Source organism: Microcoleus sp. PH2017_12_PCY_D_A (assembly GCF_020738565.1).
Lineage (GTDB): Bacteria > Cyanobacteriota > Cyanobacteriia > Cyanobacteriales > Microcoleaceae > Microcoleus.
Genome location: NZ_JAEQCI010000052.1, coordinates 19,652 through 37,218, shown reverse-complemented (window position 1 = coordinate 37,218; position 17,567 = coordinate 19,652). Strand labels below are relative to the sequence as shown.

Annotated in this window: 7 protein-coding genes; 4 read left to right on the top strand and 3 right to left on the bottom strand. The window is 45.8% G+C overall.

Features of this window, described 5'->3' with window-relative positions:
• The first annotated feature begins 305 nt into the window (after positions 1-305).
• Together JGK39_RS16610 and JGK39_RS16605 are read left to right on the top strand one after the other, a co-directional pair.
• Complete coding sequence (locus JGK39_RS16610) at positions 306-530, top strand: hypothetical protein (protein ID WP_293258492.1); 225 nt, start codon at positions 306-308, stop codon at positions 528-530.
• Complete coding sequence (locus JGK39_RS16605) at positions 530-985, top strand: hypothetical protein (RefSeq protein WP_293258494.1); 456 nt, start codon at positions 530-532, stop codon at positions 983-985. The genes JGK39_RS16610 and JGK39_RS16605 overlap by 1 nt, the downstream gene beginning before the upstream one ends.
• A 233-nt stretch (positions 986-1,218) precedes the next feature.
• Here JGK39_RS16605 and JGK39_RS16600 read toward each other — a convergent pair whose 3' ends face one another.
• Positions 1,219-4,008 (bottom strand): hypothetical protein, encoded by a 2,790-nt coding sequence (locus JGK39_RS16600; protein WP_293258496.1) that lies wholly within the window; start codon positions 4,006-4,008, stop codon positions 1,219-1,221.
• Between the two features lie 453 nt (positions 4,009-4,461).
• Here JGK39_RS16600 and JGK39_RS16595 point away from each other — a divergent pair, with 453 nt between their 5' ends.
• Positions 4,462-6,954 (top strand): zinc metalloprotease HtpX, encoded by a 2,493-nt coding sequence (locus JGK39_RS16595; protein ID WP_293258498.1) that lies wholly within the window; start codon positions 4,462-4,464, stop codon positions 6,952-6,954.
• Positions 6,955-7,947: 993 nt separating this feature from the next.
• Positions 7,948-8,514, top strand: coding sequence for an RNA-binding protein (locus JGK39_RS16590; protein ID WP_293258500.1), 567 nt, complete (start codon positions 7,948-7,950; stop codon positions 8,512-8,514).
• 305 nt (positions 8,515-8,819) lie between these two features.
• On the opposite strand, the gene JGK39_RS16585 is transcribed toward JGK39_RS16590, so the two are convergent.
• Together JGK39_RS16585 and JGK39_RS16580 are read right to left on the bottom strand one after the other, a co-directional pair.
• A complete protein-coding gene (locus JGK39_RS16585; RefSeq protein ID WP_293258502.1) occupies positions 8,820-9,836 on the bottom strand; it encodes a tellurite resistance TerB family protein in 1,017 nt (338 codons plus the stop codon).
• A 113-nt stretch (positions 9,837-9,949) separates the two neighbouring features.
• Positions 9,950-17,392, bottom strand: coding sequence for a CHAT domain-containing protein (locus tag JGK39_RS16580; protein WP_293296863.1), 7,443 nt, complete (start codon positions 17,390-17,392; stop codon positions 9,950-9,952).
• Positions 17,393-17,567 lie beyond the last annotated feature (175 nt).

The following is a 17,567-nucleotide window of genomic DNA, read 5'->3' as shown; positions in this document are numbered from 1 at the left end:
TTGGTTGTGATGCGTAGATTTGGGCAAAAACCCGGTTTCTTTGAGACTGACGCGCGGGTGGCCAGAAACCGGGTTTTTTCGATAATTCTTGGTTGTGATTCGCAGATGCGGCCAAAAACCCGGTTTCTTTGTCGGAGTGCATACATCAACAGTCAAAGACTTGGAATAAAGAGGGTATTAAAGGATGATTTGGTATTATCATAAAATAAATCAACTCTAAAGATGCGCCTTGACGCAGTGCGGCAAACACCGAGTCAAGACGACTTCTCCAATGTTGTAGAGCCAACACAGGAGCTATATCAATAATGACAAATAACGATCCAAATAGGTGGCTGCGCTACGATGCAGAGAGGGATATCTCTCGACACAGCGCCACCAACCCGCAGAAATGTCGGGATATGCAGAAAAAGTATGGCTGGAAACTGCTGGAAATTGAGGAAATAGAAAATAAGTACATTTTTGAAGTTGATTGCGTGTTCAAAGGGAAAACAGAATTTCCCAACTATCTCGAAGAAACGGAGGAAAACTAATGCAGAAGTACATTGTTTTTCAGGCTGAGTCAGGTGAAGATGAAGGCTGGAGACAGAGAAAACTCCAACACAGCCAAGCTCTAACTTTTATCATTGCAGAAAACTGGGATTCTTCTGAGGAACCGATTCCTGAACCGGGATATCGCCCTGTAGAATTTGTGCGGGTGGAGTCAGAACACGATCCAAATGAACACGCACACAATACTCATTATCGGGTGAGTGATTGGGAAGTTGTGCGGGTGCAAACATACACGCCTGATATTCCAACTCCGATGAGCGACTATGACGTAATTGTGATGTGTTACTGTCGGTATAGCCCGATCGATGCTCCTCTGAAATCGATGCCGAAACGACAGGTATCGATCAATTCTTTTGGTGGCGATGAGGTGGCTTACAAGCAATACCTGGAATCGGAAAAGAGCAAGAGTTGTGCGCCGTCAGGTATCAAATCTTAGGGCTAGCGCGCGGGTGGCCAGAAACCGGGTTTTTTCGATAATTATTGGTTATGATGCGTAGATTCGGGCAAAAACCCGGTTTCTTTGAGACTGACGCGCGGGTGGCCAGAAACCGGGTTTTTTCGAGAATTGAGACTGACGCGCGGGTGGCCAGAAACCGGGTTTTTTCGATAATTCTTGCTTGTGATGCGTAGATTTGGGCAAAAACCCGGTTTCTTTGAGACTGACGCACCCTACAAGCTGACAGTATCCTCACCCAAATTATCGAGAGATTCTTGCAGCGCATCGCGTCTATTGCGAAGACTATCGTTGTTAGGAGCAATGGCTAAAGATCGATTAAACATTTCCAGCGCCTCTTGCCAATTTTTGAGTGCTTCCTGTCTTTCAAGTAATTTTTCTTGCAAATCACCCAAAATTTGCAGCGCAATCCCTTTGTTGTTGAGAGCCATGATAGAATCCGGTACAATAAGTAAAGTAGAATTATAAGCAGATATCGCATCTGAGTAAGATTGTTTTGCCGCCTCAAACTCACTTAGCTTTGCTTGCAAATCACCCAGACATCGCAGCGCAATCCCTTTGTTATTGAGAACACCGATATCATCGGGTGCAATTAGTAAAGCAGAATTAAAGGCTACGATCGCATCTGAGTAAGACTGTTTTGCCGCCTCAAATTCACTTAGCTTTGCTTGCAAATCACCCAGACTTCGCAGCGTATTCCCTTTGTTGTTGAGATTGCCAATAGAATCCGGTGCAATAATTAAAGCAGAATTATAAGCAGATATCGCATCTGAGTAAGACTGTTTTGCCGCCTCAAATTCACTTAGCTTTGCTTGCAAATCACCCAGACTGTGCAGCACATTTCCTTTACTGTTGAGAAGATGATTCTTATCCGGTGCAATAAGTAAAGGAGAATTCAAGACTGCGATCGCATCTGAGAAAGACTGTTTTGCTGCCTCAAATTCTTTTAGCCTTGCCTGCACACCACCCAGGCAGTTCAGCACCAGCCCTTTGATGTTGAAAGCACTAATATGATCCGGTGAAATAAGTAAAGCTAAATTACAGGTAGCGAGCGCATCTGACAAAGACTGTTTTGCCACCTTAAATTCTCCTATACCTTTCTGTAACTGACCCAGACTTAGCAGCGCAAACCCTTTGCTTTGAAGCGTATTTTGATCGTCAGGATTTGTGATGAGTGCGCGATTGTAAGCTGCAACTGCCTCCAAATACTCTTGTTTTGCTTCTGCATATCGAGCTAACATAGTATAGTAAAATCCTTCAGCTCGTGAAATCAGTCCCAGCGAATAATCACTTTTAATCCACAACTCCTCTCTAACTCCTAGCAGCGACTTGCATTCCCCATAACGACTCTTGTTCAAAGCTTTATTAAACACCCCTTCCCATTCCTCCACACCCCGCAGCCAATCCAAGCGATTAGCATGAAAAATGGCCTCCGCCGCATCCCCGACTTCCCGATAATGCCCCTCTAAAACCTCATGAGCTCTGCGAGTTTTCGGATTATCCCTTTCCGCATCCAAACGCCGCAATAAATCGTGAATCCGATACCAGTTATCCCCCCGCTTCTGCGATTTCCACACAAAGGAAAAACTCGTCAACATCTCAAAATTTGCACTGCTTGCCTGGAAGTGACAACCAGAACCCAATTTCACATACAAATCCTCATCAAAAGCGCGACAAGCACTCAGCGAATGCACCGCCGATCGCACTTCGCGATCCACATACATCAACAAACGATCCGTCAACTCCGCAGTCTTATTTTCCAACTTCGGAATCCGCGCAAAATCCGACGCCAGCAACTCAATTCCCCGCCTTCTTTCTGCCAGCACCACATCCGCGCACAAACCCAAATAAAACGGATGTACCTGCAAATCTTCCCAACTCTGATCGGGATTGACACTGGCATATTTAATTACAGCATCAGCCAAATCTGCCTTGTCAATCTCCACTTTGTGCAAGTAATCCCTCGCATGATCCGGCGACAAATGCCACACCAATTGGGCATCTATATAATCTGCGGGAATCGGAAACCTCGGCGCATTCGGCCACTGCAATTGCGTCACCGGACAATCTCGCCCCGCCACAGCAACCACAATCCCCAATCTGTAATCCAGCGCCCTCAACAACCGCCGAAACCACTCATCTTGATACCAAAAAGTTGCGCCTTGAGAATTGCGTTTGGCATCCCACATTTTCTCGTGAGTATCAAATAGCATCACCAGGCGATCGGGTTTATTTTTGCCAGCCACTGCTGCATTCAAATCACCTGCAAACAATTTCGGCAAACAGTCGATTAATTCAGTATCAATATCTTTACGGCGAATTTCATCAGCCCTTTCGTCGCTGACTCCCAACCGCGTTTGAATTAATTTCATTGTTCGTTTAATGCCACCGAATTTGTCGATCAATTTCAGCCCCGCCGCCACTTGCGACACCACGGGAAATCCGGCAAATGTTTCCACTACAGGTGTCAAAAAGTCAATCAAATCGTTGGGGAAAAGTTGGTTGAGAGTTGCGTCTGACTCGCCTTTGTTCAGCAAATACCAAAAGCAAGCAAAATCATAATTAGGAAATTTAAATTTATATTTCTTGGCTGACTCTGCCAGATTGCGCCGCAGCATCAGCAAGCCGTAAAATCTATCTTGGGGTTTATCTTCTTTAATCGGTATCAATCCGAAATCGTGTCTGACTACGGGGATGGGAGTGTAGGTTTTAGGTTCTGCATTGCGGACGAAATCAGCAACTTCGGCGGCTTGCGATTCTGGGAGTTCGCGCCATTGTTGCCACACATCCGGCGGAAATTTTTTGCAGCAGTGATACTCCAAGTGTTTGAGGAGCAATGACTTGCCGTTGCCTCCATCCCCGAAAAAATACAAAATTTGTTCGCGGGGCTGGTCTTCGTTTAAATAAAAGGCAAATCGGCGGGTAAATTCGTGTCTGTCTGTGAAGAGTTGCAGTTTGCGATCGTCGCTGATTTGGATTTCAAAATCTTCGTCGTCTATTGGCATAAATGTATTGGTGAGGAGTGACTTTAATTGTAGATTAAAACCCAAATAATATTGTAGCGAGTAAGAGGAGACGGCAATGCCCAAGGAGTGGCAACTTAAGCTGTCAGCGCACCAAGTCTGTTGGTTATCCCAGCAGTCCGACAGGGGTTTAAACCCCTGTCTAATAGCTAAAGTCAGTTGAAACTGACTGAAGATTTGCCTGAAACCAATACATATCAACTAATTCTTCAGTCCTCTTTGAGAGGACTTTCGCTTTGAGGCAGGGGTTTAAACCCCTGCCGGACTTATGTATCCGCTCGCAAGCCCCCGGATCGCTCCGTGGGGTCAATTTTTCAATCATCCAATTCTTCAATCTAAAATCTAAAATCTAAAATCGATTGACTGTGCTAAAACCGTAATCTATCGATCGATCGCCCAAGCTATCCTAGACAAGACACAAGCGCAATCACAGTTATGGCATCTCCAAACAATCAAAATTCGGCGGATTCATCTCTGAAACAGTCTCTAGAGGCTGGGTTAGCTGCTTTGAAACAAAAGGATTACCAAAGCGCGATCGCCCTTTTAGAATCCGTCAGCCAAACCGCAGCAAATCAACCGCCCGGAATCCGCGCCCAAATGGGATTAGTGGCGGCGTACAAAGCAACTGGTAATGTTAAAGAGGCGATCGCCCTTTGTACTTCCCTCACCAAAATCCCCAACACCCAAATCAAAACCTGGGCCGATCGCACTTTAAAAGAATTAACCCCCCCAAAACCGCCGCAAACAACACCAGAAACCGGCTTTGTCGCCTTTGATTCGGGAACAGAATCGGCGAAAAAAACGCTTGGGGGCGATGGATGGAGCCCCGCTTCGCTACGACCAACCGCAGACCAAAAAACCGGATTTTCACCCTTAGAGCCGACTGCCGCGCCGGGAAACACCAAATCAACACATATTTCACCGCCACCTCCACCCCCCAAACCGCCGATTCACCCGACACTAGAGGGCGGGCACGGGGACACCGCCCCTACAGCAACCGCAACCGATGCAGGCAATAGCGGCGAAAATAGTTCCGGTTCCCCAACAGATATCCCCGGATTCGCCAGCCCCGATACCTACGAACTTACTTGGCGCGAAGCTGGGCGCACCAAAAGTCCGCGCCCCCTCAAACCGCTAAAGTTGCTGAATTTTCGAGTGGAAGCGGTTGTAAGTGCGATCGCCCTATTTTGGCTAGCCCGCTTTGTCCTACAATTCCTGCTGACAAACACCAATGCTTTATTAGTTCAGCTTTACATATTTACTAGACTCCCAATTTTCCAGCCAATTCAGCTTTTTTACCGAGATCCAACTCCCTTCATCCAGTTTGTTTTCGGATTGCTTTTGGCCTCATCTCCCTGGCTGACAGACGCGCTGCTGAAACTTTTTTGCGGTATCGAAACCCTGCGCGGATCGGTTTTATCCAAGCACAGCAAAGAAGCTAGTCGGGTACTCCGCAGTTTTTGCACCAAGCAAAATATGCCAACCCCTGTACTGAAACTCTTGCCGCTCAATGTTCCTGTAGCTTTCAGTTACGGCTGTTTGCCCCGTTTTGCTCGGATTGCTGTCAGTCAAGGGCTGTTGGATCAATTGACGGATGATGAAATAGCTGCTATTTTTGCGCGGGAATTAGCCCATATTTCTCACTGGGATTTTGCGCCGATGTCGCTGGCGATGCTGGTGATGCAGATTCCTTACCTTATATATTGGCAGACTGCTTGCTGGGGCGAGCGGTTGTGCGATTTAATGACGATCGACTTTTTTCGTTATGCTGTCAGAGTTGTCACCGCTGCAATTTCTGCCACGAGTTACGGGATTTATAAGTTGTTGCGGTTGCCGATGTTGTGGTTGTCGCGCCGCAGAGTGTATTTTAGCGATCGCACTTCCGCAGAAATTACCGGCAATCCTAACGGTTTGACGCGGGCACTGACTAAAATTGCGATCGGCATTGCTGCAAATATCGAACAGCAAAAGCAAACTAGCTTTTTCCTCGAAAGTTTCGATTTATTGTTACCCGTCGGCGTTGGACAAGCTGTAACCTTTGGTAGTGCTGCATTACAGGCGCCGCTAGAACAGATTTTGCTCTGGGATGTCAGCAACCGAGAACGCATGTGGTTGACAATTAATAACACGCATCCTTTGCTGGGAGAGCGTTTCAAGCTGTTGGAACTCTACGCTCAATTCTGGAAACTGGAGACTGAGTTAGATTTGGCGAGTCTGTCGCCGGAAAAACCCAAAACAGGAAAATTATCTCTGTTTAAATCCATACTCGAATTTAAAGACTCAAAACTATTTTTACAAGGTGCGCCGTTTTTTGGGATTCCGATGAGTTTAGGAATAGTGGCTTTGCTGTGGCTGATTAGCTGGATTTTTTCCAAAACGAGTATTTGGCAACTCGATTGGCTTTTGGGCGATCGATCGATTCTTTGGGGCTGTTTGCCGATCGGATTTAGCATCGGTACTTTGATGCGAATTAACCATTTTTTCCCCGACATTACCCCGCGAAAAACCGCTTCGCCGAGTTTACCGGAAATTTTGTCAAATCCCGAAACTCTGCCCGTAGATGCTCAACCTGTGCAGCTTTCCGGGCAACTTTTGGGTAGGTCTGGTATTGACAATTGGCTCGGACAGGATTTGATTTTGCAAACGGCGGCGGGTTTGGTGAGGTTGCACTATGTTTCGAGGATTGGCCCGATCGGCTCTTTGTACCCATTTTTGCTCAAACAGACGACTCGCCCCAGCGATTTGATCGGCAAATCTGTGGTGGCGACTGGTTGGCTGCGCCGAGGTGCTACTGTGGCGATCGACCTGGAAACTCTCCGCAGTCAAGAAGGGCGAGTTAGCGACAGCGGACATCCGATTTGGTCTGCGATTTTGGCCTTTGCTGCTGCTATTTGGGGTGCGTACATCATTATTCAGGGCGGAAGATGAGGCGATCGAGAGGATCCGATGGGAAGATTAGTTTTGAGGCGAAATTGAAATATACAATTTCAATGCAGTACAGCTTGGTTATCAGATTGCCGCGCGAGTCGCGCATCCTTCTGCCCTCTTGCTGCTGTCAACTGTCAACTGTCAACTGTCAACTGTCAACTGTCAACTGTCAACTGTCAACCCTTCGTAAAGAAATGTTGCTTTTTTGCCGACCTTCTGTTACATTTGTTTACATGAATTGGATTGAACCAAATAGCGCAATAACTTCAGTTGGCTAAAACCTCTAAGGCATTGCGTAAAAATTGTCAACCTCCCAACACAGCAAGTTCAGCCAGCCGCCTGTCGGCTGTTTTTTTTCGACAGCGAATTTAGCTCTGCGGGATGAATTCTCAAAAGTGATTCAGATGCGGTTTTCGTTCAATACAGCATGAAATCTTCCTAAATAACTAGCTCTGTTACCAAGGCTGTGATACCTTTAAAGAATGGTCGGACGCTGCCGGGCCCAATTTGAGGGATACCGGGTAAGTGAGTAGTCCTCAACATTAGGAGCGAGATTAGAAGTGAGGTAAGATTACTGGCCCAAAAAATGTTAGCGATTTTCTCCCTCACTGTATTAGACTGAATACTGGCATTCCGATCGCTCGCAATTGACATCCTTGGACATAAATTTCTACACGGCGCTGGCTATAAACATTCTGAATCAAAACCGGAAGCAAGTAATACAGAACAGCCAATAGCCTAAACATTTGAGTGATGACTAAAAGTTTACACAACAACCCGAGATTTAAAAGCTCTCTGCATCGGCGGTTCAGTTCCGGCCTTATCAGAGTAAATCATCTTTTTGTTCTAAAAGATGGGGGGAGCTGTCAAGGTTGGTGGGAGGAATGTGCAAATTCTGTGGTTGTGCGGTGTTTCTGGGGGTCAATATTGATGTGACTTCAGGTAATTCTGTTCGAGCAAATTAATTAAAATCCAAATCTGGAGGAATTTTTCATGTCTATTCGTCTTTATGTTGGTAATCTACCCAAAGAACTCGATCGCCTAGAACTGCAAGAAGTTTTTGCACCCGAAGGCGAATCTGTTACCACAAAGGTAATTACAGACCGCAAAACTGGTAAATGCAGGGGCTTTGGTTTTGTGACGGTGCTAACCGACGAACAAGCAGATCAAGTTATTGAGAAATACAACGGCTTGATGTTCAAAGAAAACCCCCTCAAAATAGAGAAGGCTTTACCCCGTTCTAAGGGTAAATCGGAGAAGGGCGAAGACGATCAGCCACAGTCTTCCTCGCCTGCTTCCCCGCAGTTGGTATCATCGTCGCCGTCGCAGCCAGTCCCTGCACCTCAGCAACAGAAGCGCGAGGCTCCCGCCAACCAAGGTGGAGGTGGCGGTTCTAGCAAAAGCAATCGCCGTCGCGGTGACAACAACAAGTCTCGCCGCAATCAGTCAGCAACAACGGTGTCGAGTGCTGATTCCGGTTCGGTGCAGCCAGATCCGCGCTGGGCGAGCGCTTTGGAAGAACTCAAGCAAAGATTGGTGGAAGCTCAGACTACTAATTAGTCGCAAAGGGCGGCTGATTGCTGCTGTCTCTCGACTGCGGTTGAGTGATTTGATTTGGAAGTGCGATCGAAAATTGGTCAAAAAAGCCAAATTCTCGATCGCACTATTCTATTGCAAAAAACCTCTAATATCTAGAAATTTCCTAGGGTGCGGATCCATAGTGTTCCTAGGGTGCGTCGCATCCTCAATCTGTAGCATTCAATCCCAAATCTCATGGCGACGCACCTTTTGAGATTTTTGATTGAGAGATTGAGCCATTGATTAGTAAATACTTCATCTTTCGCTCAATCCACTATAAATCATGTTTATTCGCCCTCAGAAAATTCGATCGTCTCAATAAAGTCAAAAATCTTGTTCATAATGCCCTCAACCTCCGACTCAAAAGAACCCAATTCATCCTTGTCCTCATAAACTCGCTGACAACTTACCGTGTAGCAAAAATCGTCAACGATAAAAGCCATAAATCCCCGGTAAGCATCCAATCTAGTAGCTGGGCCGTCATTTTTTTGCACGCTGATAGTTGCACCCGCAGGCAAATCTACCACTGCGAAATAAGCTGCTTCATCTTCTAAATATTCAGTGTAGAGAAACTTAGAATTAGCAAATTTAGCGAGAATTTCACCCTCAATAAAATTGTTAAGAAACGAAGTAAGATAAGCCGATTCGCCCGCTGACTCGATTAATTTTTCCACTTCGCCAGGAGTCTGGAAATAATCAATTTTTAGCAAAACACCAAAGTCATCAGAAAATGCAACATAGCCTTCTCCATCGTCAATCCTACCGCCTCGTTGCTTATCAACTGGAATCGAGACAGTAAAATTGCCTTGAGCAGACAGGTACAACGGCTCATCTTCTAAATCGAAATCAGGCTCTCCGACTTCTACTTCCGAGTATGCAGCAATTACATCCTGGATAATTTCCTCAGCTTCCTCATCGTCTACACCTAATACTTCTTGAAATTTCTTGAGAAAATCCCGGTGCTTCTCGGACACTGTTTCATCGGCGACAAACATTGCTGCGGTAATGGCAAAAGTATCCAACACCAACTCATTTGGCAGTGATTCACGAGCCGTATTAAATAATCCTCCCAAACCATCTTCGGCGATAATATTTGCCAAATGTTGAAACATTTCTGACATATCATCTTCCGAGAATTCAACAAATATTTCTGAATCCCAAAGTATGCTTTCTAAGATATCTGCATCGGCGTCAGGGGAATTAGCCTCCGCTGCGACAAGTGCGATCGCCGCGACGGATTCCTCTAAACTTAAGGTGATTGAGGATTTATCTTGGGAATTGAATATTTTAGTAAACTTGCTCATAGTTTTTTTTGCTTAAAGAGTTTAGTTTTACGTTTTGCCTGGAGCATCTCATTTTTGTTTGCAAAAAAGATTTTTTGACAATTTGGTATGAAAATTAGATGCGCGCTAGCTGATTACCAAGGGCTGCCAATTAGTGTAAATCCGGCCCAAAATTTGGGATGAGATAAATCTGAATTTGCTACTTGTCCGGCTTGAGTAAGATCGATCGCCCTTTTTTGACTCCCCACCAACTTACCATTTTTAATCGCGAGCTGTTTGCGAATCATCGCCAGTTGAGCTTGTCTGAGGGCTTCAGCTTTAATGGTAGCCGATCGCAAATTAGCATAAAACTCAGTCATCAGCCCCAAAGTCGCGAAATCATTAACTTTCCACAAACTCGCCACAGCCGATTTTACACCGCTGCGGACTGCCAGTCCAGCAAAACCCATTTCTGCATTATTATCGCCGATCGCAGTTTCGCACGCACTCAGCACCAATAACTGTACTTGCCTGCGATCGTCGTACCACTTCGCCAACCGAAATTGATCCAGAGCCAAAGAGCGCTTCCACAGGTCAATTTCAGCTTCCTTGCGTCCGTTTTGATGTTGCGGAAAGCTGGCGTGAGTAGCTAAGTGAACAATATCAAAAAGCTGTTGCTGCCGTTGTTTGGTGAGATTTTCCACGGTAAAATCTTGATTGAGAAAAAAGCTGCCGCGCCACAGCGGTAATTCGGCAGCATTTTGGGTGTTGCGGATGGTACCGGCGATCGCAGATAATTCGATCGGCACCGCACGCAACTTAGGTTTATTAGTGTGGGGAAATAAGGAAGCGCCCATTGCTAAAACTTGAGCGTTTTTCAAACTTTGATAATTAGTATTAGTCAAGCTGACACTGGGAATTGAGCCCAGGCTGTACTTTTCTACTAGAAATTGCTCCCCGTCGTGCAAAGCTGCTAGCGGCAATTGCCGCAAACCGGCATCGAAGGAAAAAACTAGCGTATCGACATTTAGCGCTTCTAAATCTGAACGGATAGGCGCAATTAGCCACTGGTAAAGTTGCTGAGCATTTGCTAAATATTCGGCATCTTCCGAGTCATTGGGTTTAGCTAACGAGCGGTGAAACTCAGACACTGTTTTTAGCAAATCTTTGCTCTCGACACGGATATTTTTGAGAATAGGAGGGCCGTCGGGAACTACTAACACTAGCGACAATTGTTCGAGACGGACGATCGCGTAAACAATCACAGCTTGCTTCCCGGTTTCCTCCTTGATGGTTTTCAGAGTTTCTCTCAGATATTGAACCGTTACTTTTTTGTCGGTGAAATCTTCCTCATAATAATTTTCATAGTCTTGTTCAAAGAGTTTATCAATTAAGGGGACAGCTTCATTAGCATTGTTTTGATCTAAGGTTTGTTCGACGCTAAACCTGCTAACTTCTAAGGGAATAAAATTTGGGATATCTGCGGGTGCGGGAGTTTGGGCTGCCGGAGTTGGTGCGGGAGTTGGTGCGGGAGTTGGTGCGGGAGTTGGTGCTGGAATTGGTGCGGGAGTTGGTGCTGGAATTGGTGCTGGAATTGGTGCTGGAATTGGTGCTGGAGTTGGTGCTGGAGTTGGAGTGGTTTCGGGAATGTTTGCCGAGGAATTAGGCTCGATCGCCTCAACGGGTGGCTCAATAGCAGGCGCAGGAGTAGGTGTTAAGACTATCCAGCCGTCTGGTTTTTCGGAAAGAGAAGAACTTGGCGGTGGCGGGTTTTCTGGCGGCTTTTCCGAAGGCGGTATAAAAGTAAGATTTGGTTCTTCGACGGGCGGTGGTGTGAGCGAAAAGTTGTTTTTTGGATCGGTAAATGCCCAATTAAAAGTGCTACTTCCCGTTTCAGGATTTGGGGTGATAGTAGTTTTTGCTCCTAATAAATCGCCAATTAAATAAGCTAATTCTTGTTGCGGATTTTGCGCTTGGGCGGGTGCGGGAATAGCTGCGGGAATAGCTGCGGGAATAGCTACTGGAATGGGTGCAATTACAGGTGGAATTGCTGCTACAGGGGGGTTGTCAGGGGCTTGAAGGGGTGCGGGTGTTGGATTTGGCCCGATCGCACTTGGAGGTGCGATCGCGCTTGGAGGTGCGATCGCGCTTGGAGGAGCGATCGGGGCGGTGAGTTGGGCGATCGCGGGAATTGCGGGTGCGGCGGGTATGCGATCGATCGCGCTTGGTATTGTTGGGGCTGAGGGCTGCGTGCGGGTTGTGCGGGGCGGCAGTGTGAAGACATTGGTGTTTAGCAGTTCTTCGATGGGGGAAAGGTCGATCGGCGGGGGTTCGGGTGTTGGGGATGGGGTTGGGGTTGCGATCGAGATTGCGGGCGTTGGAGATGCGATTTCGGGTGTTGGGGTGGGAGGTGCGATCGGGCTTTCCGATATTGGGGTGGGAGTTGCGGCGGGAGATAAACCCTGCGGTGGCTGGCGTCTGGGTATAAGTAAAGGTGCGGGAGTTGGTGTGGTTGTCGGTGCGGGAGTTGGTGCGGTTGTCGGTGCGGGGGATGCCGTCGCTATCGGTGCGGGAGTTGGTGCGGTTGTCGGTGCGGGAGTTGGTGCGGTTGTTGGTGCGGGTGTTGGTGCGGTTGTCGGTGCGGTTGTTGGTGCGGGCGTAACGATTTCAGGAACCGAGATAATTTGAATGCGATCGCGATCCTGTTTGTAAGTATAAAGATAACTGCGATCGGGCAAAATCGTTTGTTGGGGATTACTATTTCCCCTAGTAATTGCACCAGCAGTTCCATTTGTCTGAGAATTGCCGACAATAAAAGGCGTGATTCCCGCGCCCCCGTGGCGGATAATTATCGTACCGCCGCTAGCATCTCCTAGACTTCCCGCCGTAGAGATGCTAGCATTGATGCCGTTTCTATCTGTGAACGAATTGGGCGATCGAAAAAATTTTTCGGTCAAAATCCCAACATTTCCGCCCGTACCCGTACCGCGACTCTCAGCATTAATTTGACTGACAACAATATTGCCAGCACTGCTGCGGTTAATCGCCCTGACATCGCCCGCATTCCCCCCAGCAGAAGAGTCAATTTTTCCAGCATTAATATTGCCGTTAGCGTCGAGCAAAATATTGCCTGCATTACCATCTGCCGAGGAATTGATATCACCAGCAGTGATATTAGTGCCAGCATTCAGCTCGATATTGCCGCCATTGTTAGGGGAAGTCGAATTAAGATTCTCAGTTTTAATTTCTCCCTTCTCGCTGTACAAATAAATTCCGGCTGTCCCTTGGAGATTTTTTGTAGTAATTCCTCCCTTCTCGCTGTACAAATAAATTCCAGCGTCCGAGATAATATTTTGAGTAGTAATATTATTAGTTGTAGCAATGTCGATCGCGGCGGTAGATTTGGGAATATCATCTAGAATATTGATACTGTTGAGACGAGTCACATTGCCGATCGCACCGTCAAACTGAACAACTCCATCCTTGGGTTGAACCGTGAGATTGTGCGAACCATCAACAGTAGAACTAAAAGTAATGTCGCCCGTCTCCATAATTCTGACAGAGAGGTCGTTAGACAGTGTTACCGGAGCAGCAAACGTAATATTATTGCGGTTAGTTTCGATAGTTCCGCCCACAGTAATACTATTTGCCTTAAGCTCAATATTGCCGCCAATGACACTGGTGTTCGTAGCAAAACTGCGGGAATTAATATTAGATGTTGCCACAGTTCCTTTAGCATTTATGGCAACATTTCCACCTTTGCCACTTCCCGCAGCAGTAATCAGCGGGCCGGCTGTTGTGTCAATATTACCGCCGCTTTGAATGCGAAGATTGCCGCTATTTCCATTGAATCCGCTTAATAATAGGGCGCTACCAATTCCGGCTGTACTTATATTAGTTGCAGCTTCGAGGGAAATGTTGCCACCGCTGTTGCCACCCATAGCGTTGAGAAGTCCAGCAGTAGTATCTATAGAACCCCCACTTTTAAAGGTTATAGAACCGCCGTCTAGCTTCCCAGTTGATAAAATATCATTGGTGGTAATGTTTCCAGCAGCCTCAAGCTTAACTTGACCGCCACTTCCGCGATCGGAAAGTGTGGATATAGTATTACCAGGGCTGATGTTTATAGAGCCTGCGCTAGTTGTGAGAGAAACATTGCCGCTATTGGCCAAACCATTATTAGTAGCCCTAGAATATATGTTAGCAGTAGTAATGTCATTTTTAGCTTGTATAGTGACTGACCCGGAATTCCCAAAAGTAATTCCAGAATCTATATTGCCAGCACGGGTATCGACAGCGCCCTCCGTGCTGGCAATAGAAATATTGCCAGTAGTGCCAGTTGCTCCATTCCAGAGCAAAGTTAATATGTTACCAGTAGTAATATTATTCTTAGCTTGTAGAGTAATTGTTCCCGAATTGCCATTATTAGTTCTAGCATCTATCGTTCCAGCGCTAGTATTGATAGAACCTGCTGCACTGTCAATCAAAATATTACCACTATTCCCTTTAACCGGATTACCCAAAAAACCTTGACCTACAGACGATTCTACCGTAGCAGTAGTAATATCCTGTTGAGCTTGCAACGTGACAAACCCACCATTAGCATTGCTAGAAAAAGCAGATAAAGTGCCAGATTTTGTATTTATAGAGCCACCACTATTTAGAGTAATATTTCCTCCATTGAGCTGAGCATTGGAGCGGATATCTGTGGCATTAATATTGCCCTTAGCCATTAAATTAACTGCACCGCCACTGCCTGTGTTAGAAGAGGTATCAATAGCTGAATTAAAACTAATTGAACCATTTTTAGTAGTGACAGTGACGTTTCCTGCGTTAGATGTACCAGTTACAGAAATAGGAGTAGCACCGCCAAACTTAAAAACAGTACCAGTGCCTTGACCTGCAAATGCTGCTATAGAACCAACTGTAATATCACCAGAGGCTTGAAGCTTAACTGAACCGCTGTTAGCGTTGAGAGCTGTAGTTCCTAATTTACTTATAGGATAAGAGTAGGTGCGGATGCCATCTTTACCAATCAAAATACTCCCATTAGTGCTAGTGATGCTAATATTTCCACCATTAGAGTTGCCACTAATACCAGTAGGCGGAGGAGGAGGTGTGGAGGCTTCACCATCGATCGGAGTTACAGAACTACTAATTGAACCAATAGCAGCATTAGGACGACCAGAAAACGATGTGATACCATCGATAGTGATGTTCCCAGCAGCTTTGAGAGTAATATTGCCACCGTTAGCATCTCCAATGTGGTAAATTATGCCACCTGATGAATTTAGAGAACCCAAGGTAATTCCACCGTTCTTGCTAGTGATGCTAAGAGTCCCTCCATTTTGATAAGACGAGCCTGTATTCAGACCAGTGGAAGTAATGTTACCCCCAGCCTGGATAGTAATGTTTGCTCCTAAATCATCAGAACTACTTGATGAGATCCCTTGAATAGAAATGTCCTGATTTGCTATTAAGGTAATTGATGCAGTCTTCGAGCTATTGTTTATCCGAATATCCCCATTGGCAATTATTCGTCCAGTGCCCAGCGGTGCTTGAATCGTTACTGGCTCTCTGAATGGTCTCCAATTGTCATTTATTTCGTTAATTGTAATAGTGCCACTCCCATCAGGACGCCCAATTGTCAGGGAAGTAAACCCAGACTCAGAATATAGGCTACTGAACTCTTTTTTTGTAAAATCTAAGGCCGCTGTACTGTTATCGCTGCCAGCAATAATAATATCTTGACTGGGCGTTGCAGGCTGGATGACTAAATTACCAGTTCCTTGCACAAAAAAAGATCCTGTCAAGTCAATTTCGTTGCCTGTTAGAGTAATATTACCGCTACCTGAATTAATTGAACCAACTGAACCAACTGTCAACTGATTGCCAGCAGCAAAATCCAAGTTACCACCATTTGTGCTAACACTTTGCGCTGTCAGATTTTTACCAGCCGAAAAATTAACAGACCCACCTGCTGTTTCAATATTGGTGTTTATCTGAATATCTCTATTAGCTTTAAAGGTAATTGTTTCACCAGACGTTTGATTGACAAAGTTTAAATTTGCCCCAGTTTGAGCAACAATATCTCGATCTGCTTGAATGATAATATTGCCAGTTAAAGAAGTTAGCTTTGTATCGCTAATCGTGAAATCTGTTGCGATACCACCATGTGATGATAAAATCGTGCCCGCCGCATCGCCTAAAGGAACATTTGGGTCTAATTCGGTATCATTTAAAGCTGTCCCTCCTGCCTGAATGATAATGTCTCTTGGATCGAGCAGAATTGTACCATTTATCCCGTTAGTTGCACTAACGTTGACATCTCCTCGAAAAATTAGGTTTTCTTTACCAGACACTTCAACAAAGCCGCCGTTGCCAGAATTGCTGCCACCGCGAGCACTAATTTTTCCAGAAAAACCTGTTAGCCAATCCGCCCAAATAATGACACGACCCCCATCACCATTTATGATAGAATCAGCATTAATTGTCGAGTCATTACTCACAAATGTACGCAAGGCATTTGGCACAGTACCTTGACCTTTGTAATCACCGCCAACGCGCACGCTGCCACCGCCATTAATACCGGAAGCGTTGATATTTGCATTAATTAATCCCACGCGCGAACCCAACAGGTTGACAGTTCCTCCACTGTCGCCAGAAACATCAAGACTACCAGCCACAATTGCCGTCCCTGGGTTAGTTGGCACGATTCCCCCTGCACCTGTCAACTGTACAGTTCCATCATTGTTGACTGTTACTCCCGTTGCATTAATATCACCTTTCCCTGTCAGCAATTGAGCAATTGATAAGGTAGAAGATTGATAATTAGCAATTGGCAAGGAAGCGTCAGTAATAGGTTTGATTTCTAAGTTTAATAAGTTTCCCGCTTGGCTAATTCTGACTAAATTTTGACCGGGTACAGCAGCAACAGTAATATTTCCTCCCGGTGCATAAAGTTGTCCCGTACTCAAAACCGTGCCGCCCAACAGAGTTAAACTCTGTCCCTGTTTCACTGCCAAACTGCCTAAATTGATAATTCCTCCCGGCTGTTGATTTGTAAAAGTAAAAGTATTCGGATTTCCCACTAATTTAGTATAATCATTAGTGCCAACTGCACTAAACCAATTATTGCCGAAACCAATTCCTCTAGCAGTAGTCGCGGTGAAAGAGCCGGGAATATTTAAGCTGGAATTCGCACCGAAAACAATCCCCGCCGGATTCATTAAAAATAAATTGGCATTGCCGCCCGTAATTTGAATTAAGCCGTTAATTATCGAAGCATCGCCGCCGACAACTCGCCCTAAAATATTGCGGATATTGGGATTTGAGATAAAGTTAGCGGTTTGTCCTTGAGTTAAACCAAATTGTTGGAAACTGTGAAATAGATTTGTGCCGTCGCTGGATTGTTGGCCGCCTTGAATGTTGAATTGGTTGCCATTTGGGGTGATTTGAGTATTGGTGCCGTCGGTGGCGGGGGTGATTTGGGCTGTGGCTGTTTGGAATGGGGTGAATAGTCCTGTTTCGCAAGCTGCTAAGGTGCTGAAGGAGAGGAATGTTAGGAAAAATAGATTGTTTTTGTCGGCTGATTTCATGGTTTTTATTAGTAGATGATATTTTGCACCACCCGATAGTCTGCCAGGGGTTTAAACCCCTGGCTCATAGCGAAAGTCCTCTAAAGAGGACTGTAGAAAAACAGGGTTTTCGGTATAGAATTGCGCTTCTTGGGCGCTGAGGCGAAACTACATATCTTTGTTGAGTATGAAAGTT

Coding starts and splice junctions, on each gene's coding strand:
- JGK39_RS16600 (WP_293258496.1), bottom strand. CDS start 4,008: ATGCCAATAGACGACGAAGATTTTGAAATCCAAATCAGCGACGATCGC.
- JGK39_RS16590 (WP_293258500.1), top strand. CDS start 7,948: ATGTCTATTCGTCTTTATGTTGGTAATCTACCCAAAGAACTCGATCGC.
- JGK39_RS16585 (WP_293258502.1), bottom strand. CDS start 9,836: ATGAGCAAGTTTACTAAAATATTCAATTCCCAAGATAAATCCTCAATC.
- JGK39_RS16610 (WP_293258492.1), top strand. CDS start 306: ATGACAAATAACGATCCAAATAGGTGGCTGCGCTACGATGCAGAGAGG.
- JGK39_RS16605 (WP_293258494.1), top strand. CDS start 530: ATGCAGAAGTACATTGTTTTTCAGGCTGAGTCAGGTGAAGATGAAGGC.
- JGK39_RS16595 (WP_293258498.1), top strand. CDS start 4,462: ATGGCATCTCCAAACAATCAAAATTCGGCGGATTCATCTCTGAAACAG.
- JGK39_RS16580 (WP_293296863.1), bottom strand. CDS start 17,392: ATGAAATCAGCCGACAAAAACAATCTATTTTTCCTAACATTCCTCTCC.